This window comes from Venatorbacter sp. C2-1, assembly GCF_022832715.1.
Taxonomy (GTDB): domain Bacteria; phylum Pseudomonadota; class Gammaproteobacteria; order Pseudomonadales; family Oceanobacteraceae; genus Venatoribacter; species Venatoribacter alkanivorans.
The window spans coordinates 3,438,250-3,459,872 of record NZ_CP094879.1; the positions used below are offsets into that span (position 1 = coordinate 3,438,250).

Below are 21,623 nucleotides of genomic sequence, written 5' to 3' on the forward strand. Positions count from 1 at the left end.
GACGCATTCTGTACGCGCCGTAATGATGCTGTGGTTACTGGTCCAGTCCGGCTTCTGCCATGGCAACGGCACGGAACATTGCCCGGCCTTTATTCATGGTTTCTTTCCATTCCAGTCGCGGAACAGAGTCCGCTACCACCCCGGCACCTGCCTGAATATTCAGCATGCCGTCTTTAATCACTGCAGTACGGATGGCAATTGCCGTGTCCATATTGCCATTCCAGCTTAAGTAACCCACGGCTCCGCCATAGACACCGCGTTTGGTCGATTCGTATTCGTCAATAATTTCCATCGCCCGGATTTTTGGGGCGCCGCTCAGTGTTCCGGCAGGATGCACCGCACGCAGAACATCCATAGCGGTTACGCCATCTTTTACCTGGCCGGTCACGTTGGAAACGATATGCATCACGTGGGAATAACGCTCGACCACCATCTGATCGGTAACCTTAACTTCACCGGTTTTGGCAACCCGGCCAACATCGTTACGGCCCAGGTCAATCAGCATTAAATGCTCGGCAATTTCTTTCGGATCGGATAATAATTCCCGCTCCAGTGCCTGATCTTCTTCCACCGTTTCGCCGCGATAGCGCGTACCGGCAATCGGACGCACCGTTACTTCACCATCTTCAAGACGCGCCAGAATTTCCGGTGACGAGCCCACAACATGAAAATCGCCAAGGTTCATACAATACATATAAGGCGATGGATTCAGCGTGCGCAGCGCACGGTAAATATTGACTGGATCACCGCTGTAAGGCACCTGCATACGCTGAGAAATAACACACTGCATAATGTCGCCGGCCAGGATGTACTCGCGGATATTTTCAACCGCATCCATAAATTCCTGTTCGCCGAATAATGAACGGAAATCTTCTTCTTTTACTTCAACGGTATTTTCCAGTGGCCGGCCAACCGTGCCGCTGTACGGCTGACGCAGTTGCTGACGCAACTCATCCAGACGCGCTTCCGCTTTGTCAAAAGCATCGGTTTCCGCCGGATCGGCCATCACAATAAGATGTAATTTACCGCTGAGGTTATCGAATACCACCACTTCTTCGGAAATCATCAGCAGAATATCCGGTGTATTCAGCTCATCGGCAGGACAGGATTTCTGCAGGCGCGGTTCAATATAGCGCACGGTGTCATAACCGAAATAACCAACCAGCCCACCATCAAACTTAGGCAGGCCATCAATTTGAGGAACCCGGAAACGCTGCTGAAACTGGCTGATATATTCCAGCGGATCAGCCACTTCATGCTCTTCGATCACCTCGCCATCACGCTGCAGCACAACCTGCTGTCCGCGCACGATCAGTACATCACGGCAAGGCAGGCCAATCATAGAATAGCGACCCCATTTCTCACCGCCCTGTACAGATTCCAGCAGATAGGTATAAGGCGCAGCAGCCAGTTTCAGATAAGTACTCAGAGGAGTGTCGAGGTCAGCCAATACCTGACGCGATACCGGGATACGGTTAAAACCCTGCTCAGCCAGAGCAGCAAATTGGTGCGGAGTCATAAAGAACCTTCAAGATTAATAAGCGCAAAAATACATGGCCATGCGGCCGGAAAGGTTGGCAGCTGCGCTTAACACCATCGACAGGTCAGATGCTGACCCTGTTGCAGGGGGCGGTTATATTGAAAAAACACCGCGGGGCTCCGTTGAATAATCAGGGAAGAGATAAGACTGAACTATAACGGCATGCTGGACGGGCAGCAAGAAGCAGATGTCCATCGCTGGCGGACTATTCCGCCCGCCAGTCCAGACAGGGCCAGCCGCGCTGCTGTGCGGCCAGACGTAACTGAGGATTAGGATTCAGCACCACCGGTTGCGCAACCATTTCCAGCAGCGGCATATCGGAATGGCTGTCGGTATAAAACGCAGCATCGGTGAAACTCAGGCCTCGTTCCGTAAGAAAACGCCGTGCCAGTTCGACTTTTCCCGGGCCATAGCACATGGGCCGTTCCAGTCCGGTAATGCGCTGCCCGTCGGTACTTAAACGATTGCTGATCACATGAGCAAAACCCAGAGCCTGACCATAAGCACGGGCAATCACATCATCAGAACCGGTAATCATCACCAGTTGAGCGCCCCGCTGCTGATAAGCAAACAGCAGTGATGCCGCCTGCGGATAGATGTGCAGCTGGCCGCGCTCATTAAAAAAGCGCTCCACCCGGCTCTGATACTCTGCCAGGCTCATTCCACGGGTCCGGGTGCGATAATAATTAGACAGGCGCCAGTGGGTAACCCGGCCTTTTTTGTAAGCCCGATAAAGGGAAGCCAGCGCCAACATCGCCTCAACAACAGCCCAACGCTCACGACGGAAGCGCCACTTAATCCACAGACTGTTGGCATCCTTGTTGATCAGGGAATCGTCAAGATCGAAAAAGACAACAGGAACATCATAGACCTGCATTGGTGCATCCGTTTCAGCGGTAAAAACAAGTTACCCAGACTATCACAAGGGGCTGTCCAGCCCCATAGCCGCCAACCGCCAGTGAGTAACGGTCGCTGAGGAAATGGCCTGCGGATGCGCCACCGCCAGTTTCTGCAGCCCCTGCCAGAATGCTGTCACATGGGCGTCCAGCCCCAGTATTTTCAGGGATGCCAGCATGCGGCTGATGCGGCGGTGATTGTGATTATCGGGTGTCATCCAGTGATAATTGTCCACATCGGCGGGAATCAGTAATTCAAATCCCTGCGGCGTTTCACGCATAACAATTCCATAAAATTGCAGCATCCGTAATAAGGATTGGTGCAGACGGCTCTGCAGATCATGGGAAGAGTGAAAGGCTTCGATAACGGCCGTATTCACCACAGGCGCTTCAGGGTTGTAGGGACTGGGATCGCGCAGAGGAAACAACCATTGAATGTAATCATGGCAGCTTTCCAGCTCATTATTGGAGAACGCCAGAATGCCACTGAGCGTGCGTCCGCGATGGTCTGTTCCCTGGCCTGAGTAGAACGCAATAATGGGGTGCATACACCTGCCTGTTATGAAAAACAATAGCGATACACCTCAGTATAGCCCTAAGTCAGGATCCGGCGTGATCGCAACTCAAGGTTACGAAATTTGTTCGAAATCGTTTGACGTTACCTGCCGCTGATGTAGTCTGAGTTAACCATCCTGAAGGAACTTCCCGACGGAAAAGCGTCCGAAGTTCCTGAGTCAATCAACAAAAGGAGCGACTATGAAAGGTTTGGAAATCAGCTTCCGAGACATCGGTCATTCTGACGCCATCGAACAGCATATCCGCGAAAAAGCCGGAAAATTAACCTCCACATTTGACGACATTATTGGCATTCGCGCTGTCGTTGCCATGCCTCATAATCACAGCAGCAAAGGTAAACTCGCCCACGTTTCTCTGGAGGTTGGCCTGCCCGGTCAGACCGTTGCCATTACCCGCGATCACCACGACAACCCGGAGCATGAAGACATGTATCTGGCGGTCAGCGATGCATTTGAGAAAGCACAGCGTAAGGTGAAAAAGATTCACGACAAGCGCAGTGATAAAAACCGTCGCGTCACCACCATGGCTCCGGCGGAGTAAACGCAGGAAGGAATAAAAAAAGAGCCCAATGGGCTCTTTTTTTATTCCTTCTCTTTCAGGTTTAAGCGTTACAGCTTGCCACTGAGTAAAACCTGCAACAGTCCTGGCCGCACAAGGTTGGCATAAAGCGCACCGATTTCTTTGGCATCCACCGGAAAACCATCTTTAACCCAGCGCACAATGACCATAAAGGATGCCCCGGCAAGAAAGTCGATCACATAATTCATCAGGCTGGTATCTTTTATCGGCAAAGAGTGAGCGCCGATATAGCGCTCCATTATGCGTCCGACATAACGCTTAAATTCGCTCAACATCAAAGCTTCAATATCTGCCTCAATCAGCAACCGGGCGAACGTGGCATTATCAGACCATTGCCGGAACATAATCTCTGCAATAATCGGATCGGCATTCGGAGACTGCGTCAGATAGGTATCAATCTGTTCATAAAACTGCATGAACATGCTTTCGATGTACCCTTTAAGCAGGTCATCCTTGGAACGGTAATGAAGGTAAAACGTCGGACGGGCAACCCCTGAACGTTCACAGATATGGGCAACTGAAATTTTGCCATAAGGTTCTTCCGCCATCAGCTCCAGCAGTGTATTCATCAGTAGCCGCCGCGAGCGTTCAACGCGCTTATCGAGATCTTTACTCATAGTATGGTCGCCACGGGTAAGGCCGTTACCCGGATTTATTATTGTATTTATGCTTCAGCATACGCCGTTGAATGTTATAGACAATCGTCTATCTGTGCCAGAACCGGTCACGACTGACGCTGCAGCATCACATTCAGAAATCCGGGCCGGCTCAACTCACTGAACAGATCTGCCAGCTTATCTGGTGGATAACGGAAGTCATTACGCACCCAGCGGTCCAGCATCATCCAGGAAGCGCCAGCCAGATAATCGATCATAAACCCCAGCTGCTCGGCATCACTGACAGCAATCTGGTGTTGGCGTACATACAGACCCAAAACCCGGGCAATGTAGTTCTGAAAGCGTTTGATCAATAAAGACTCAAGCCCCGCATTAAAGATCAGACGACTGAAGTCACGATGGCGGTCCCATTGGGCAAACAGGCGCTGGCTGATATCACGGTTAAGTTCCGGCGATTCCCCCACCATTCCAGCAATATCGTCATAGAATTCAGCAAATACCATATCGACATAGTCCAGCAGCAGCTCCTCGCGGCTGCGGTAATGCTGATAAAAGGTCTGCCGTGCCAGCCCCGCATGACGGCTTATCTGCTGAACGGTAATAGAAGAGAAAGGCTGGTCAGCCATCAGCGTCAACAATGCTTTCAGCAGTTGAGCACGGGTAGGAGATTCAGCAGCAACAGCAGAAACGGATAAGGTCATAAACAACTCCCGGGGGCGGATCATGCTAACAGCGCCCGGGCCTGACCGCAAAAACGAAAAAACCGCCCGGAGGCGGCTTTTTGCGGAGAGCAGAACTTACGCAGTCGCGAACAGTTCTTCGTCCAGTTCGAACAGTGGCTCAGAACCACCTTTAACTGCAGCACTCAGGCCAATGTAACGTGGCAGCAGACGCTTCATGTAGAAACGTGAAGTTGCCAGTTTGGCTTTGTAGAAGCCGGAAGCGTCATCTGCTTTTGGCAGAGACACAGCAGACATCTTGGCCCACATGTAAGCCAGTGCGGTGTAACCAAACACGTGCAGGTATTCAACAGAAGCCGCACCAATTTCGTTCGGGTTGTTAGCCGCTGCATCCATAACCCACTGGGTCAGGTCGTTCAGGTTTTCCAGAGCGGCTTTCAGTGGCTCGATGAACTCAGCCATCGCTTCGTTACCGGCCTGAGAGGCGATGAACTCATTGATGTCGGCTTCGAACAGTTTGTAGAAAGCGCCGTTGTTGGCAGCGATCTTACGGCCGATCAGATCCAGAGACTGAATACCGTTGGTGCCTTCGTAGATCTGAGTGATACGGATATCACGCACATACTGCTCCTGACCCCATTCACGGATAAAGCCGTGACCACCGAATACCTGCTGACCAGCAATAGCAGATTCCAGAGCGTTGTCGGTCAGGAAAGCTTTGGCAACCGGAGTCAGCAGAGCCAGCATCGCATCAGCATGCTGCTTCTCTTCGGCATTATCAGAGAACTTGGCAATATCCAGCCACTTGGCAACGTAGGTAGAGAATGCACGACCACCTTCGTTGAAAGCACGCATGGTCATCAGCATACGGCGTACGTCCGGATGAACGATGATCGGATCAGCGGCTTTATCCTTAGCCACAGCACCAGTCGGAGCACGGCTCTGGATACGGTCACGGGCGTATTCAACAGCGCTCTGATAAGAGGCTTCTGCCGCACCGATGCCCTGGATACCCACACCCAGACGCTCGTAGTTCATCATGGTGAACATACAGGCCAGACCTTTGTTCTCTTCACCGACCAGCCAACCTTTGGCGCCGTCGAAGTTCATCACACAGGTGGCAGAGCCTTTAATACCCATTTTGTGCTCGATAGAACCACAAGACAGAGTATTAGCCTCACCCAGAGAACCATCTTCGTTCACCAGGAACTTAGGCACCAGGAACAGGGAGATACCTTTAGGACCGGCCGGAGCGTCAGGCAGCTTGGCCAGCACCAGGTGGATAATGTTTTCGGCCATATCATGCTCACCCCAGGTGATGAAGATCTTGGTGCCGGAAACAGCATAAGAACCGTCAGCCTGTGGTTCAGCTTTGGTACGGATAATGCCCAGATCGGTACCGGCGTGAGGCTCGGTCAGATCCATGGCACCGGCCCAAACGCCGGAGTACATGTTAGGCAGATATTTTTCTTTCAGCTCCAGAGAACCGTGAGCGTTCAGAGACAAACAGGCGCCGGCAGTCAGCATTGGTGCCAAACCGAACGACATGTTCGCGCCCTGCACCATTTCTTCAACCTGACCAACCAGAGTTTTTGGCATACCCATGCCGCCGAAATCCGGGTTACCACCCAGACCGTTCAGACCGGCATCAACGTAAGTCTGGTAAGCTTCTTTAAAACCAGGAGCCGCAGTCACAGCACCGTCTTTCCAGGTAGAACCGACTTCGTCACCGTTGCGGTTCAGCGGCGCCAGCACTTCGCTGGCAATCTTGCCGCACTCCTGCAGAATGGCATCTGCCGTTTCCGCATCAACCGCGCCCTGCAGACCAGCCAGAGAAGCCCACAGTTTGTCTGCTTCAAAAACTTCATTCAGAACAAAGCGCATATCGCGCAATGGTGCTTTGTAATCAGCCATGTTTCACCTCATGTTAGCTGTGGCTTACTGTTACCCACGCTTACAACCAGCCACCGGATAACAAAATGCCGCTATTGTACTTACTCTGACCCGCTTGCCCAGCCCAGAATACGAAAAAACCGCGCCGAGGCGCGGTTTTTACTGATGTGCCTTTTGCGAACAGGCGCTCAGACTCAGAACGCGAAGTGTTCTTCAGCCAGATCCATCAGAGTGTCTGCACCAGCAACCATGGTAGCTGCGTGAGCTTTGGTGCGTGGCAGAATGCGGGCGAAGTAGAAGCGCGCAGTAGTCAGCTTGGCTTTGTAGAACTCTTCTTCAGAAGTGCCGTTAGCCAGAGCATCCTGAGCGATTTTCGCCATACGGGCCCACAGGAAGCCCAGTACTGCGTAACCGGAGTACATCAGGTAATCAACGGATGCAGCACCAACTTCGTCGCGGTTCTTCATCGCAGACATACCGATTTTCATGGTCAGATCGCCCCACTCTTTGTTGACTTCAGTCAGAGCAGCAACCATCGGAGCCAGTTCAGCGTTGCCTTCTTCAGCCTGACAGAACTTGTGGATCTGCTTGGTGAAGTTACGCAGAGAAGCACCCTGAGTCATCAGAACTTTACGGCCCAGCAGGTCCAGAGCCTGAATACCGGTAGTACCTTCATAGATGGTAGAGATACGGGTATCACGAACAATCTGCTCCATGCCCCACTCAGCGATGAAACCGTGGCCACCGAATACCTGCATACCCAGGTTAGCAGCTTCAGAACCGGCTTCAGTCAGGAAAGCTTTAGCGATAGGAGTCAGGAAGCCCAGCAGCTCATCAGCGGCTTTACGTGCTTCTTCACTCTCGCCTTTCTTAACGATGTCGTTCTGCTGTGCAGTCAGGTATACCAGCGCACGGCCACCTTCAGCGAAGGCTTTCTGAGTCAGCAGCATACGGCGTACGTCAGGGTGAACGATGATCGGGTCAGCCGCTTTTTCAGGTGCTTTAGGACCAGTCAGGGAACGCATTGCCAGACGGTCTTTGGCATAAGCCAGAGCGCCCTGGAAAGAAGCTTCAGCAGCGGTAGAACCCTGCAGAGCAGTACCGATGCGGGCAGTGTTCATGAAGGTGAACATGCAGTTCAGACCTTTGTTCTCAGGTCCGATCAGCCAGCCTTTGGCGCCGTCGAAGTTCATCACACAGGTCGCGTTGCCGTGGATACCCATTTTGTGTTCGATAGAACCACAGATCAGGCTGTTGCGCTCGCCCGGAGTACCGTCAGCGTTTGGCAGGAACTTAGGAACGATGAACAGAGAGATACCTTTGGTACCTTCTGGTGCACCTGGCAGACGAGCCAGAACGATGTGGACAATGTTGCCCGCCATGTCGTGCTCACCGGCAGAGATAAAGATTTTGCTACCAGTGATGGCGTAAGAACCATCAGCGTTTGGCTCAGCTTTGGTTTTCAGGATACCCAGGTCAGAACCACAGTGGGATTCGGTCAGACACATGGTACCGGTCCACTCACCTGAAACCAGCTTGGTCAGGTAAGTTTCTTTCTGCTCAGGAGTACCGTGCAGTTCGATGGTGTTCATCGCACCATGAGACAGACCCGGGTACATACCCCATGACCAGTTAGAAGAACCAACCATCTCAGACATAACAATGCCCAGAGACTCTGGCAGGCCCTGGCCGCCGTGATTTTCTTCATGAGCCAGTGAAGGCCAGCCGCCTTCAACGTACTTGGCATAAGCTTCTTTGAAGCCGGTCGGAGTAGTAACAGAACCGTCGTCATGACGGGTACAGCCTTCGAGGTCACCAACGCGGTTCAGCGGAGCCAGTTCCTGTTCGCAGAATTTAGCGCCTTCGCTGATGATGGCATCAACCATGTCAGGAGTAGCAACTTCAGCGTAAGCCGGCAGGCTGGCATAGTGGCTTGGCATATCCAACAGTTCGTCCATGACGAACTTAATTTCACGCAGGGGAGCCTTGTAATCTGGCATAGGAAAGACCTCGTAGCCTGTTATGTTCTTGCAGCAATAAGCTGCTGTTGAGTTTAGGGTAGTATGACACTACCAATTCAAACAAGTGTTTGAAACATACGTTCGCCACCGGTTAATGTCAACCCCATGGGCACGCTTCCCCCAGAAATGGCAGGTAAAAGCTTAGTCCGTCAGGCCATATTCGAGGCGAAAAAAAACCGGCAACCGCCGGTTTGACCATAAAAACAGGCTTCAGACCACATCGTTCAGCAATTGGCCGGCACTGACAGGCTGAGGCAGGCTTATCTGCAGCAGCACTTCGTTAATCTTCCGCAACCGGGCATTATGCTCAGCAAAGCGCTCAGCTGCTGAAATCTGCTCTTCGTCCTTCAGTTTTTTGTCCGCCTTTTCCTGCTTCTTATGAGCTTCATCCATTTCAGCGCGGGATTTTTCCTGCTCGCTCTTCACCTTTTCAAGTTCAGCGGCCCGAACCTCACGCTGCTGCTCTGATAATTCATTCAGTGCCTGAGCGGCAATCTGACCAGCCTGGGCAGCAACTTGCCGGTCCTGGGAGGAGGGTTCAGCCGGAGCCAGCGCGGCACGCTGCACCTGCTCCATTTTGGTAAGGGTTGCAGCCGGATCGTTAGCTACTTTACTCACATCAACCGGTACCTCGCCGCCAACGGCATAGCGTACGCCATCCGGCCCCTGCTGATAGGTGAAGTTAGCGCTGCCTGCATAACTGCCGCCGGTACTGGCATGAGCCTGCTCGTGGGCACGTACTTCCTGATCTCGCTGCTTCAGTTCACGAATCTGCTGTAACTCAGCATCGGCCAATGCCTGATCCTGTTCGTTGCGCTGCGCTCTGCTGGCGATAACCTGTTCTTCCGCCGAACGGCGCTGTTGTGCATCCTCCACCTGTGGTTCTGCTTCCTCTGCGGAGTCCTGATTTAACGGAGGTGTAGTGGTATCTGCGTTACGGCGCGGACGGGAATATATCTCAGCGGACGCTTGCGACTTACGCATCCCTGCATCGGTAGCAGCTGCACTAAGGGACACCTCTTCAACCGGAGCAAAAACGGTGGAAGCTGCATTTTCTCCTTCTTTTGCCAATATCTGCACAGCCGCACTTCCGCTGGGAAGCGCGCTGCTCAGAGTGGGCGATGAAGTAGGAGAAACTTGCATGATTAGGTTCTCAGCTCTCAGGCCTGAGTATCAATCAGGGTGCCAAGCTGCTTATCCGCAGCTTCAAGTACTTTGCTGCCAGCAGCAACCGTTTCTTCACCCTGTTTCAGATCAGTCATCGCGGAGGACAGATTGCCGACACCTTCAACCGGGCGGCTGGTGGTAGCATCCACGACATCCTGAGCGGCACGTTTGACCTGAGCATTACCCTGATCGACGGCATATGCCCCCGAAGTAAATGCCGAGCCTGTAGTTGATCCTATGTTCATAAGCACCTCGCGATGGTTTTAGGGCTATTGATCACAATTTAACCAATATCCACATTTTTTACCAGCACCATGGCACCAGACCATTAGACGGATTCGTTATATTCAAACCTGAACGGCATTATAAAATAACACTTGTTCATCAGAATTGGGCGTCACCAGTAAGGCTTCCAGCGACTCTGGTTCACGAGTCACCCGGTGCTCGCTGTTAATACCCAGCTTACGGAACAGAGCCTGATCTTTATTTGCCGCCGGATTAGGGGTAGTAAGTAAACACTCACCGTAAAATATAGAATTGGCACCGGCAAAGAAGCACATTGCCTGCATTTCTTCACTCATCTGTTCGCGGCCCGCACTGAGACGTACATGAGATGCTGGCATCATAATCCGTGCTGCGGCGATCACCCGGACAAAATCCAGCGGATCGAGATCCTGCTCACTTTCAAGCGGTGTACCGGTAACTTTCACCAGCTGGTTGATGGGCACCGAATCCGGCTGCGTTGGCAGATTCGCCAGCTGCACCAGCAATCCTGCACGATCCTGAGTACTCTCCCCCATCCCCAAAATTCCGCCGGAGCAGACTTTCATTCCGGCATTACGCACGTTCGCGAGTGTACCGAGACGATCGCTGTAGGTACGGGTAGTGATAATTTCGCCATAGTACTCCGGCGAGGTATCCAGGTTATGGTTGTAATAATCCAGCCCTGCAGCCGCCAGTTGCTGTGATTGTTCTTCATCCAGCATGCCCAGAGTCATGCAGGTTTCCAACCCAAGTTCTTTGACCCCCTTAACCATCGCCAACACATAGGGCATATCCTTCTTGCGCGGCGAACGCCAGGCAGCTCCCATACAAAAACGGTCAGAGCCGGCAGCCTTTGCGGCTTTGGCCTTTTCAATAACCGCTTGAACCTCCAGCAGTTTCTCTTTTTCAAGACCGGTATCATAGCGTGCGCTTTGCGGACAATAAGCACAATCTTCCGGGCAGGCGCCGGTTTTAATCGACAATAAAGTGCTGACCTGAACCTCATTGGGATTGAAATGGCGACGGTGAATCGTCTGCGCACGAAATAACAGCTCATTAAAAGGCAGGCTCAGCAATGCCTGAGCTTCATCTACCGTCCAGTTGTGACGGATATCCTGCGCTTTTTCAGCCGACAGACTCATAGTGGTATTCCTGAATATTGATAACATCAATGCAACAGAGGCGATCATAGAAGGCGGCGCCATGTGGTCAACCATTGCCAAAAAAACAGTAGACTATTGGTTAAAATCAATACGAAGGTTAACCCCACCAGGGGAATGCGAGCTTTGTCTGCAGAACGCCGGGGGATTATTTTTCCTTTGTAACCACTGCCTGCAGGAACTGCCACATACTGTATTTGCCTGCTCCCAGTGCTCAGAACCGATGACCAGCCCGGGACGCTGCGGGCGATGCCAGCAGAAACCACCCGCATTTGATTACAGCTATTGTCCTTTTCTCTATCAGCAGCCCATCAGTCTTTGGATAAAATCCTGCAAAGACAGTCATCAGTTAATCTGGCTGTCACGCCTTACCGGGCTGATGGAACGAAACCAGCCCGACAACCTGCCACAGGCGGATGCTATTACGTTTATTCCCAGCAGCCGGCGGAAGCTGTTTCGCCGGGGCTTTAACATCACGGAAATCATGGCACGCCGCCTGGCAAAACAACTGGGCATTCCACTCATCCCAAATGCATTATGTAAGACATCAGGTAACGACCAGCGTGGTTTAAGCGCAAGCCAGCGGCATAGAAATCTGCGCAACTCGCTGCAGCCAGGAAAGCAGGATTTGCGCGGTAAACATATTGTGATTATTGAAGACGTGATGACTACCGGAGCCACAGCAAATGCTGCAGCCTCAGCGCTCAAGCAACAGGGAGCCGGCATCGTTGGTATCTGGGCTCTGGCACGCACACCGCCACCGCAGTGGCAGCACACATAACGACCGCACAACAAACCCTGATCCGCGCCAGAGTCATTGGTTGATGACAGCGATACGGGCATAATGCCGCCACTTTCAGGAGAGCGGCCATGATATCCACACACCCATATACCCAGCTGACCCCGGAGCGCGTAATGGACGCGATTGAAGCTCAGGGGTTTGTCTGCGACGCACGGATATTCCCTCTCAACAGCTATGAAAACCGGGTTTATCAGGTTGGGATTGAAGATCAGCAACCTCTGATTGCTAAGTTCTACCGCCCCGGGCGATGGAGTCGCGAAGCCATTCAGGAAGAGCACGATTTTCTGCTTGAACTGCAGCGCGAAGATCTGCCGGTCGTTGCACCTATCGCCGTTAATGACCAGACGCTGTTTTTCAGCGATCCGTTTTTCTTTGCCCTGTTTCCACGTCGTGGCGGTCAGGCGCCGGAACTCAGCAGCGATGATGATCTTGAATTACTGGGTCGCTGGCTGGGGCGGCTGCATCAGGTCGGCGCCAACTGTGCTTTCGAACACCGCCCGCTGATTCGTGGGGCCGATGATATGGTTCTGGCCAGCGAACAGGTTTTACGCTCAGGGCTGATGCCTGTCGATTACCACGCCAGCTATGAAAGTCTGGCCACTGCCCTGACCGATTGGGCGCAGAAACTCTATCGCGCGGAAGACATCCGGACGTTGCGCCTGCACGGCGATCTGCATCCCGGCAATCTGCTGCTGCGTGATGAAACACTGTACATGGTAGATTTCGACGATTGCGTGCAAGGCCCGGCAATGCAGGATATCTGGATGCTGCTCAGCGGTTCAGAGCAGGAACAACGCCAGCAATTACTGGTCATTAAGGAAGGCTACGAGATGTTTCGCCCCTTCCCGCAGCATGAGCTGGCACTGATGGAAGTTCTGCGTAGTCTGAGGGTAATGAAATACGCCGCATGGCTTTGTTCTCGCTGGGATGACCCTGCCTTTCCTGCAGCTTTTCCGTGGCTCGACAGTCATCGTTTCTGGTCAGAGCACATTATCCTGCTGCGCGAGCAGCTGGCTGCCCTGCAGGAAGGCCCCCTGGTTCTGCCACAATTCTGAGTCTGATATCACGATTCTATAACCAACAGGATGATTACAATGAAAAAACACATTCCTTTGTTACTCGCCTTAAGCTCACTGCCACTGATGGCGCAAGCCGACAATCATGGTAAGGGCTTTCAGCCTGAGCGTCTGCAACTGGGCGCCAGCGTGTCACAGAATGTTGTCGACAGTCCCTTTGGCGGCAGCCATGTCGATGCTGCAGGCCTGAGCATTTTTGCTGGCTATGAACTTGATAACGATATCGATCAGGTAAAAACAACGGTCGAAATCGGCTACAGCCAGACCGATGACTTTTTTAAAGGCCCGAACAGTGATATTTCAGGCTTTTGGGTCGCCGGAGTCGCCGAAAAACAGCTACCGGAAATTAACCCTAACTTATTTGCAATTGCACGACTGGGGCTGGATATCGGTGATGATGACGGCATTCTGCTTGGTGCAGGTGCTGGCTTTCACCTGACTCCGAAAGTCGATGTTCGCGGTGAGTACATCAATAAAGATGCTTCTTCGGTGTATCAGGCGAGTTTCGTGCTGAATTTCTGATCATCCGCAGCGGGTATTGCCACCAGACTTACCGGCAATATTTAAAAAAGCGTAATAAAAAAGGGGCCGAAGCCCCTTTTTTATTACGCAGATCTAACTCAGATCAACGCTTACCTTCACGACGCAGAGCGGCCGGAGTGTAATCCTGCTGGCTGCGCTCGAAACCGAACTCGTAAGAGCCCTGCTCTTCGTTATCCAGACCCAGAGCCAGGTAACGGCCAGAGTTCAGATCGTACAGCGTTTCGATAGCATACCAAGGTACCAGTGTATCGTAGTACATCAGGTTATGTGCTTCAGCAACGCGCCACAGTTCACCACGACCGTCATAGTGGTCGATTTCAGTTGCTTGCCAAGTATCTTCATCGATATAGAAAACACGCTTGGCATAGATATGGCGTTTACCTTCTTTCAGGGTCGCAGTCACTTTCCATACACGATGCAACTCGTAGCGGGCCAGATCCTGGTTGATATGGCCAGGCTTGACGATATCAGCGTACTTCAGATCAGCACTTTTCAGTTTGTAAGAGTTGTAAGGAATATAGATTTCCTTCTTACCTTCCAGCTTCCAGTCGTAACGGTCAGGTGCACCGTTGAACATGTCGAAGTTGTCAGAAGTACGCAGACCATCTGCTGCAGTGCCCGGACCATCGTAGGCAACCTGTGGCGCACGGCGCACACGACGCTGACCAGCGTTATATACCCAGGCCTTACGCGGTTCTTTTACCTGATCCAGAGTTTCGTGAACCAGCAGTACGTTACCCGCCAGACGCGCCGGAGACAGTACATCCTGCTTGAAGTAGAACAATACGTTCTTATCCGCGTTAGGATCATAGTCTTTCAGTTTGTCACGGAAGGTGAACTCGTCCTGGAAACGAACCAGAGTAAAGTCACCATTCACCTGTGGAGTTACCTGACCAACCACGCGACGTACACTACCGCCACGATAACGGACGATATGGTTCCAGATCGCTTCCATACCATTTTGTGGGACAGGGAAAGGCGCGCCTTCTACATAATTTTCCAGACCGTTACCACCTTCCAAAAGCTTGGTCTTGGTAGCATTTTCTTTGGTCTTGTCGTAGATAGCCTGAGGGTAGGCAGATGAACGACGGGTCTGATAAACCGGCATTTTATAAGTATCAGGATACTTCTCAAACATCGCTTTCTGACCTTCGGTCAGGTTTTCTGCGTACTGCTTGTAGTTAGCACCTGTAATTACAAATTTCACCTTATCAGCGGCATATGGATCAACCGGCTTGCCGCCAGCAACGTAACCAGCAGGAGGCGTGGTAATACCACCGGTCCAGGCAGGAATTTCGCCTTTGCCAGCCATTTCCGCGCCCATTGGCGTCAGTTCTTTACCAATTTTCGCCGCTTCTGCAGGAGAAACAGCCGCATTTGCTGCGCTTACCATCAGGGACAGCGCAATTGCGCCGCCCCAGGTTTTATAATGTTTTTTCAACATGGTTCATAGACCTCTGTAATTCTTGTCTGAGCCAGTAAATTAGAATGAATATTTTGCAGACAGACTGACGTTGTCACGATCAACCATCTGATTGTAGTCACCACCAGAAAAGTTGGTGTATGAAAGATCAACCGATGTTTTGTTCAGGTAAACAAAGGACACACCCAGACCAGTAGTCAGGCGATCATCCAGGAACTGGGCACCTGGCTCAGGACCATTGCCTTTGTCATACGCAACAGACAACGTTGGTGTTACGTTCACACCCGCAAACGCGTTATTGAAATCCATCGAGGCACGCAGACGGATACCACCAGAAAGCTCGGTTACGTAGCCATCATCAGTACAATTTTTAGCCTGAGCGTTAGCAGCTGAACCACCATCCAGACAGTAGTTAGTACTATTGATCACACCATCATTGTTACCGATACCATATGCACCGGAGCGGCCATAACGTGCTTTATCGGTATCAGGCAAACCATCGACATAAGTCATACCAATTTCAGAAACCAGCGCAAGGCGATCTGCACCTAATACACGGTCGTAGAATTTGATAAAGGTCATCTGTGCCTGCCACATATCAAACTTGTCGTAACCTTCAGCAAGCTCGCCATACAAAGAACTGGCTCCACCTGCTTCTGCGGCACGCTGCTGATACAGGCGACTGAACGGAGCACCATTACCGGCCAGAATCAGCTCAAACGCGTTCCACTGCAGTGGCATATCAGGCTTATAGCTGATTTCACCAGAAATAGAGGCTCCACCTTCAGTACTGGTCGCAAAGCTGATACCGGAAATCTGAATATCTTCCGGATAAGCAATCTGATACTGAGGACGATAGCTATCGTAGGTTGCCGTTGGATTAATCTGAACCCCGCCGTCACTTTTAGCTTTCGTATAGTTCGTCACCGAACCGTTAATGTAAGGAACACGGCTATGAATATTCATATGGTAGAAACCGAATTCGGTATCTCCCAGCGCTTCAGAATACCAACGCAACGCCAAACCATACTGACCGGAATCTTTAGGCTGATCATCAGCTAAGCGAGGGGTAATTGGCAGTTCACGATCAGAGTTCGGGATATTGTCATCAATATCTGCCTGATGACCTTCGAGATAGAACAGTTCTGACTCTGTACCTCCCAAAATAACCGGCCCACAGCCATCAGCAACAAAATCCACTGTCGAGAAGAAGGTACCACATGGGTCTGTACGGGTTTTTTCCCACTCCAGCTGATAGAACGCTTCCAGCGTAACATCCGCGCTCAGGCCAATAGAGGTGTACACCATATTAACCGGCAGCAGACCTTCTTTTACTTCAGCACCTGGCTTACGGAAAGCAGAAGCATCCACCGGGTTAATGCTATTAATACCCCCCTGGATAAAGGTACTTTCACCCCAGCTAACTACCTGACGACCTACACGCAGGTTAACCGGTGTTGCACCCAACTCCATATCAGCCCAGACGTAAGCATCCATTAATTCAGCACCCTTACCGGCTGCATCTTTAGTGGCGTCATTCAGTGGTTTGAAATCGGTATCTTCATCCATCAGGGCCGTATCGTAGTAAGCGCGGGCACGGAAGAAACCACCAAAATTCTGGTAGTTAATTTCCAGGTCACCGCTCCATTTCACGGCGTTGGTATAGATATCACCCTTGCTGTAGTTCAGAGTGCCATCGTCATAGTTGTACGATGACCCGGTGCCCGTTTCGCCTACAAGAGAGCCGTTACCAGGCATAATCTGATCAGAATCACGCCCTTCAACACGCCAGGCAACACCGTAACTGATCGTGTTATCCAGCTGCACACCAAGATCACCAAAATTAAACTCAACCGCATTGGCAGAAGCAACAGAAAGAGCAGACACTGCAAGTGCTAAAGGAATTTTCTTCATCGGGTGCAATCCCTTATTTGTTATTTTCATAATATGTACTCCGCTCAGATGTTATTGCTTCACGACACTGGTATTAGTGATGGTTAAGCTTTTACCATCAGCAGCGAAAAAGCTGATAACTTCACTAAGCATTTCCCCAAAAACAGCTCCACCATTATCAGTTGGGTCACCATCGGTAGGTGTTCCAAATGAACTATGGGTTCCATCGGTATAGCTAACGATACGACGTAAATACTCAGAGCCATCTCCCACAGACTGGGTCGCTGCAGTCATACCAGCAACCGCGGCCAACGGCGTTGCACCAGCGAGAGGCGCAGCAGAGGTGCCTGCCAGTTTGTTATTTGAGCCATCTTCTCCTGTAATACCATCATCCAGCATTACTCGAGGTGGAATGCCATTGTCAGCAAATGCAGCTGGCGGCACGACCAAGTCCGGAGCATTAGTAGTTCCGTTACCAACAACTTGGAACATTAAGACCCCTGTGGATGATGCAGATGATTGCAGCATACCGGCAAAGTTAATCGGATCTGCAGAATCAATCGTGGCCTGGAATATGTGCATAGTCAGCTCAAACAATGAAGAGCCCTGCGACAAAGTCAAAGGGGTTGGTGCCTGTCTACCCATCTCTTCAAAGCCAGCAATAATATTCGGGCCAAAAGCGAATGAGTTTTCGATCATTTTAGTTACATGACCAGCACCATTAGCCAAAACCCCAGCCTCGACTTTATTCAGATAAATATTTTCACCTGAACTGCCACCCAGAGCATTGGAAAGAGCAAGGAACGGTGTACCAACAATCGCCCCCAAAGAATGCCCCGCAAACTTAACAGGCTCACTTGTATTGATGTCGACCCCGGCAGAACCATCAAAGTCAAGGAAACCCAGACTGGCGTTCAGATTCAGAAGATCAACCACTGCCTGACGCATATTGTCACGGGTATTCTGGAAGTTCAGGATATTGATAAACAATGTGCCTGATTTGGCCGCATCATAAATACCATCTTGCGGACTAGTATCACCAGCACCGCCAGCAGGTACCACAAGCATACCTGTAGGAGTGCCAGCGGCAGACTGAGTCAAACCAAAGTGACGTTGTTGCAACAAGCCATAGATGAAGTTATCCGCAGCATTAACAACCGAGTCGCCATTCATATCAGCCGGCGCTGTGTATAACCCTGCCAGCATCGCCTGATCAGAAGGCTCCAGACCATGCATTGGTAAATCCATAGCAATAACAGCAGAACAAGAATCTGCTGCCACAACCTGCGCAGCAAATGGGATAGCTGCTGTGCGTTTAGTCGTAATGCCATGCTGGTAGATCACAGGAGAGTAACCAGAAGAGCAAGTAGCTGAACTATTGTAGAAAACCGAAACAGGAACGTTTACATAGCCAAGCGGATTACTTTCACTGGTATGCAAGCCTGTTTTAGCCAGAGGGAACAGGCGAGTGACGTTTGTCGAAGGAGGAGTTACTGCTGACGCCGACAACCCGACTCCAGCCAACAAAGCGGACAGATCCGAACCTAAAGTATCATCCGCCTGCCAGAATCCAGCGAAAGAGCGCAGCGCTGTATTCGCCAATGCGGATGTATCGGGTGCTGACAAGTAATACGGCAACTTAATAGAGCCATTTGACATGCTCAAACCAGTGCCAGAGATACCGAATGCATTAAGGTCTATACCGGTTGCGGTAAAGCTGGCAACCCGAGGAGCCGGCTGCGGCAATGCAGCGGCAAGAGTAACAGCAGCGCCGGCATTCATTTGCCATGCCTGATCTCCGCCTAATGCAGTAATAATCGCAGTCTTATTCGCCTCAGGTAAGCTGTTAACATAACCAATAAAGCCTGCCGTTGCAGCACTGATATCACCATCATTGCTTACCAAGTTGCTCTCTACAACATAGCGCAGGCTGGCCGGCAAGGATTGTTTGACCGCTGCGTTTACGAGTCCAGGAGCTGCCATTGCCGACAAAATCTCAGTGCCGCCACCAGTTGTGAAGGTTGTGGCGTATGCAATGTCTTTGGTTTCCAGTGCCTGTCCGAGTCCACCAGCAATGCCCTTCGCAAGCCCAACCCAAGAACGGATTGCACCTTGTAACTTAGCCGCAGTCGGCACTTGCGCATCAGCGGTTGCTGTTGCAAGCAAACTGAATGTAGTACTTGAGCGAACACCTACGCCTTCAGAATCCTTCAGGCCATCAGTTACAACTACCAGATAACGGGTTTTAGACGCCAGAGGCTCTTTCGGCATGATTCGCAGAACATTGTTTGCGTTATCTGCAGAATCAGAATAAGTAACAACGCTTGCTTCAATAGATACAGGTGTGCCAAAAGGATTGGCCGCGTTCAGCGCTGGTGCATCATTGTTCAGTGGCTTGCCACCTGCAATCGGATCATTGGTGTAATTCAGCGGAACCAGGAGTACGTTGGTTGTCGGTCCTGGAGTGGTCACAATGGACGTAGCGTCTAAAGCGCCATCAAAGGCAACATCAATTGCTGATACCGTAGAGAAACCGTCCAAATCGCCCACAGCAGAGAAAATCGGGTTGTAACCTGCACCACCAAGAGCAATATCACCACCCGGAAACGGAATGGTACCGTCCAAACAGGTAGCCGTGTCTTCCGATGCGCAATCGCTGTCAGCACCGGCCAACCCCTGAATAAGCAAATCGGTGATCAGAGGGATATTGGGAAGTCCAGCTGCATTGGTAGAACTCGGGTTATAAATAACGCGGGTAATCTCTGTAGCCTGACCGCCGTTACCAACTGTTCCGGACGTCACCGGCGTGGTATCGACATTGTCATTGTGTTTTTCAACGCTACTGATATTACAGCCGGCGAGGCCTGCGGTCGTGGCTGCGATGGCCAGACTGAGAAGGGTCTTCTTCACCATATTGCTACCTGTCTGTGTTTTTATGGTTATTGGTGCACTTTTGGGGCGTGCGTGTATCCATACCCCCAAAGAGATGCCCATGACTATAATCTGGCCGTCACGCACCCTCATCACTCAAAAGTATGATTCCTTGCTAATCCCCCTCTCATTTTGTATCTGTACGTAACACTACCTTCGTAGCAGGCATGTAGTTGCTGCGACTTTGTCGCGAGCAGCTCCCCAATCGCCTGGCAATTGTTAAAAAGCGCCCTATTCCTCTAGAATGGCGGCCGATTTCAAGATATCTGACTCAGGAGCAGCACATGTCAAATCAAGATTCCGTGGTTATCGTCGCCGGCGCCCGCACCCCGATGGGTGGTTTTCAAGGCAGCCTGGCCAGCGTCAGCGCAACCGATCTGGGCGCACTGGCCATCGCTGAAGCCGTGAAGCGTGCTGGTATCGATGCCGCCGACGTGCAGGAAGTGATAATGGGTAACGTGCTGCCAGCCGGCCTGAAGCAGGGTCCGGCCCGTCAGGCAATGCGTAAGGCTGGCCTGCCGGATGCAACCGGTGCTACCACCATTAATAAATTGTGTGGTTCCGGCATGAAAGCCACCATGATGGCGCACGATGCCATCAAAGCAGGTTCTGTGGAGATTGCCGTTGCCGGTGGCATGGAATCCATGTCTAACGCACCTTACGTTCTGGAAGGCGTGCGCACCGGGTTCCGCATGGGTGCAGGCAGCGCACCACAGGATCACATGTTCCTGGATGGTCTGCAGGATGCCGAAACAGGCCGCCTGATGGGTTCTTTTGCACAGGATGTCGCCAACCAGAAAGGCTATACCCGTGAGCAGATGGATGAGTACGCCATTATGTCTCTGACCCGTGCCAAAGACGCGATTGAAAAAGGCCTGAACAGCGCTGAAATCGTGCCGGTTACCGTTACCAGCCGTAAAGGTGAAACCGTTGTTGAGCAGGACGAGCAGCCATTCAATGCCAACATCGAGAAGATTCCTACCCTGCGTCCGGCTTTCGCCAAAGACGGCACCATCACCGCCGCTAATGCCTCTTCCATTTCAGACGGTGCCTCTGCTCTGGTTCTGATGAGCGAATCTGCAGCCGCAGCCAAAGGCGTAACTCCGCTGGCACGCATCGTTGCACACAGCACTCAGTCTCAGCATCCATCTGAGTTCACCATCGCTCCGGTTGGTGCGATTGAGAAAGTTCTGGCCAAAGCCGGCTGGAATAAAGACGACGTGGATCTGTTTGAGATCAACGAAGCTTTCGCCATGGTTGCCATGATGCCAATCGATGAACTGAAGCTGGATATCAACAAAGTGAACATCTACGGCGGCGCCTGTGCTCAGGGCCACCCGGTTGGCTCTACCGGATCACGCCTGATCGTCACTCTGATGAACGCGCTGAAAAACACCGGCGGCAAAAAAGGTGTTGCCGCACTGTGTATCGGTGGTGGTGAAGCGACGGCGGTTGCTATCGAACTGATCTGATCCCAGACCAGTAACAGCACATAAAAAAACGGGAGCGACTGAAAAGCCGCTCCCGTTTTTTATGTCTGTAACCCGCCCATCCCTGAAGCG

General features: G+C 51.6%; 18 protein-coding genes. 5 read left to right on the plus strand and 13 right to left on the minus strand.

The window, feature by feature from the left end; genetic code table 11:
* Positions 1-34: 34 nt before the first annotated feature.
* The 3 genes from trpE to MT343_RS15440 all read right to left on the minus strand — a co-directional run bounded on the left by trpE (position 35) and on the right by MT343_RS15440 (position 2,984).
* Positions 35-1,519 (minus strand): anthranilate synthase component I, encoded by a 1,485-nt coding sequence (gene trpE / locus MT343_RS15430; RefSeq protein WP_145466364.1) that lies wholly within the window; start codon positions 1,517-1,519, stop codon positions 35-37.
* A gap of 226 nt (positions 1,520-1,745) precedes the next feature.
* Positions 1,746-2,417, minus strand: coding sequence for an HAD family hydrolase (locus tag MT343_RS15435; RefSeq protein ID WP_145466365.1), 672 nt, complete (start codon positions 2,415-2,417; stop codon positions 1,746-1,748).
* Between the two features lie 42 nt (positions 2,418-2,459).
* Complete coding sequence (locus tag MT343_RS15440) at positions 2,460-2,984, minus strand: opioid growth factor receptor-related protein (protein WP_145466366.1); 525 nt, start codon at positions 2,982-2,984, stop codon at positions 2,460-2,462.
* 208 nt (positions 2,985-3,192) lie between these two features.
* On the opposite strand from MT343_RS15440, the gene MT343_RS15445 reads away from it, so the two are divergent.
* On the plus strand, positions 3,193-3,552 hold the full coding sequence (locus tag MT343_RS15445) for an HPF/RaiA family ribosome-associated protein (protein WP_145466367.1): 360 nt from the start codon (positions 3,193-3,195) through the stop codon (positions 3,550-3,552).
* A gap of 68 nt (positions 3,553-3,620) precedes the next feature.
* Here MT343_RS15445 and MT343_RS15450 read toward each other — a convergent pair whose 3' ends face one another.
* The 7 genes from MT343_RS15450 to bioB form a co-directional block, all read right to left on the minus strand.
* Positions 3,621-4,208: a TetR/AcrR family transcriptional regulator gene (locus MT343_RS15450; protein WP_145466368.1), complete on the minus strand. Its 588-nt coding sequence runs from the start codon at positions 4,206-4,208 to the stop codon at positions 3,621-3,623.
* Between the two features lie 107 nt (positions 4,209-4,315).
* On the minus strand, positions 4,316-4,909 hold the full coding sequence (locus MT343_RS15455; RefSeq protein ID WP_186435758.1) for a TetR/AcrR family transcriptional regulator: 594 nt from the start codon (positions 4,907-4,909) through the stop codon (positions 4,316-4,318).
* A gap of 96 nt (positions 4,910-5,005) precedes the next feature.
* Entirely contained in the window at positions 5,006-6,802 is a 1,797-nt protein-coding gene (locus MT343_RS15460) for an acyl-CoA dehydrogenase C-terminal domain-containing protein (RefSeq protein WP_145466370.1), read from the minus strand.
* A gap of 173 nt (positions 6,803-6,975) precedes the next feature.
* Positions 6,976-8,781: an acyl-CoA dehydrogenase C-terminal domain-containing protein gene (locus tag MT343_RS15465; protein ID WP_145466371.1), complete on the minus strand. Its 1,806-nt coding sequence runs from the start codon at positions 8,779-8,781 to the stop codon at positions 6,976-6,978.
* Between the two features lie 231 nt (positions 8,782-9,012).
* Complete coding sequence (locus MT343_RS15470; protein ID WP_222428431.1) at positions 9,013-9,882, minus strand: putative metalloprotease CJM1_0395 family protein; 870 nt, start codon at positions 9,880-9,882, stop codon at positions 9,013-9,015.
* 80 nt (positions 9,883-9,962) lie between these two features.
* Positions 9,963-10,214: a hypothetical protein gene (locus MT343_RS15475; RefSeq protein WP_145466373.1), complete on the minus strand. Its 252-nt coding sequence runs from the start codon at positions 10,212-10,214 to the stop codon at positions 9,963-9,965.
* Between the two features lie 102 nt (positions 10,215-10,316).
* A complete protein-coding gene (bioB, locus tag MT343_RS15480) occupies positions 10,317-11,375 on the minus strand; it encodes a biotin synthase BioB (protein WP_145466374.1) in 1,059 nt (352 codons plus the stop codon).
* Position 11,376: 1 nt separating this feature from the next.
* On the opposite strand from bioB, the gene MT343_RS15485 reads away from it, so the two are divergent.
* The 3 genes from MT343_RS15485 to MT343_RS15495 all read left to right on the plus strand — a co-directional run bounded on the left by MT343_RS15485 (position 11,377) and on the right by MT343_RS15495 (position 13,793).
* Positions 11,377-12,174: a ComF family protein gene (locus tag MT343_RS15485; RefSeq protein WP_243989415.1), complete on the plus strand. Its 798-nt coding sequence runs from the start codon at positions 11,377-11,379 to the stop codon at positions 12,172-12,174.
* 89 nt (positions 12,175-12,263) lie between these two features.
* On the plus strand, positions 12,264-13,250 hold the full coding sequence (locus MT343_RS15490) for a serine/threonine protein kinase (protein ID WP_145466376.1): 987 nt from the start codon (positions 12,264-12,266) through the stop codon (positions 13,248-13,250).
* 39 nt (positions 13,251-13,289) lie between these two features.
* The gene (locus MT343_RS15495) at positions 13,290-13,793 is read left to right on the plus strand and encodes an outer membrane beta-barrel protein (RefSeq protein WP_186435760.1); all 504 of its coding nucleotides are present in this window, start codon (positions 13,290-13,292) and stop codon (positions 13,791-13,793) included.
* Positions 13,794-13,896: 103 nt separating this feature from the next.
* On the opposite strand, the gene MT343_RS15500 is transcribed toward MT343_RS15495, so the two are convergent.
* From MT343_RS15500 to MT343_RS15510, 3 genes are read right to left on the minus strand one after another with little or no spacing between them, the layout of a single operon-like run.
* Entirely contained in the window at positions 13,897-15,258 is a 1,362-nt protein-coding gene (locus MT343_RS15500) for a DUF1329 domain-containing protein (RefSeq protein ID WP_145466378.1), read from the minus strand.
* A 39-nt stretch (positions 15,259-15,297) separates the two neighbouring features.
* On the minus strand, positions 15,298-17,181 hold the full coding sequence (locus tag MT343_RS15505) for a DUF1302 domain-containing protein (RefSeq protein ID WP_243989416.1): 1,884 nt from the start codon (positions 17,179-17,181) through the stop codon (positions 15,298-15,300).
* A 21-nt stretch (positions 17,182-17,202) separates the two neighbouring features.
* Positions 17,203-20,043: a hypothetical protein gene (locus tag MT343_RS15510; protein ID WP_186435761.1), complete on the minus strand. Its 2,841-nt coding sequence runs from the start codon at positions 20,041-20,043 to the stop codon at positions 17,203-17,205.
* A 302-nt stretch (positions 20,044-20,345) separates the two neighbouring features.
* Here MT343_RS15510 and MT343_RS15515 point away from each other — a divergent pair, with 302 nt between their 5' ends.
* Positions 20,346-21,533, plus strand: a complete 1,188-nt coding sequence (locus tag MT343_RS15515; RefSeq protein WP_145466380.1) for a thiolase family protein — start codon at positions 20,346-20,348, stop codon at positions 21,531-21,533.
* The last annotated feature ends 90 nt before the right edge of the window (positions 21,534-21,623 follow it).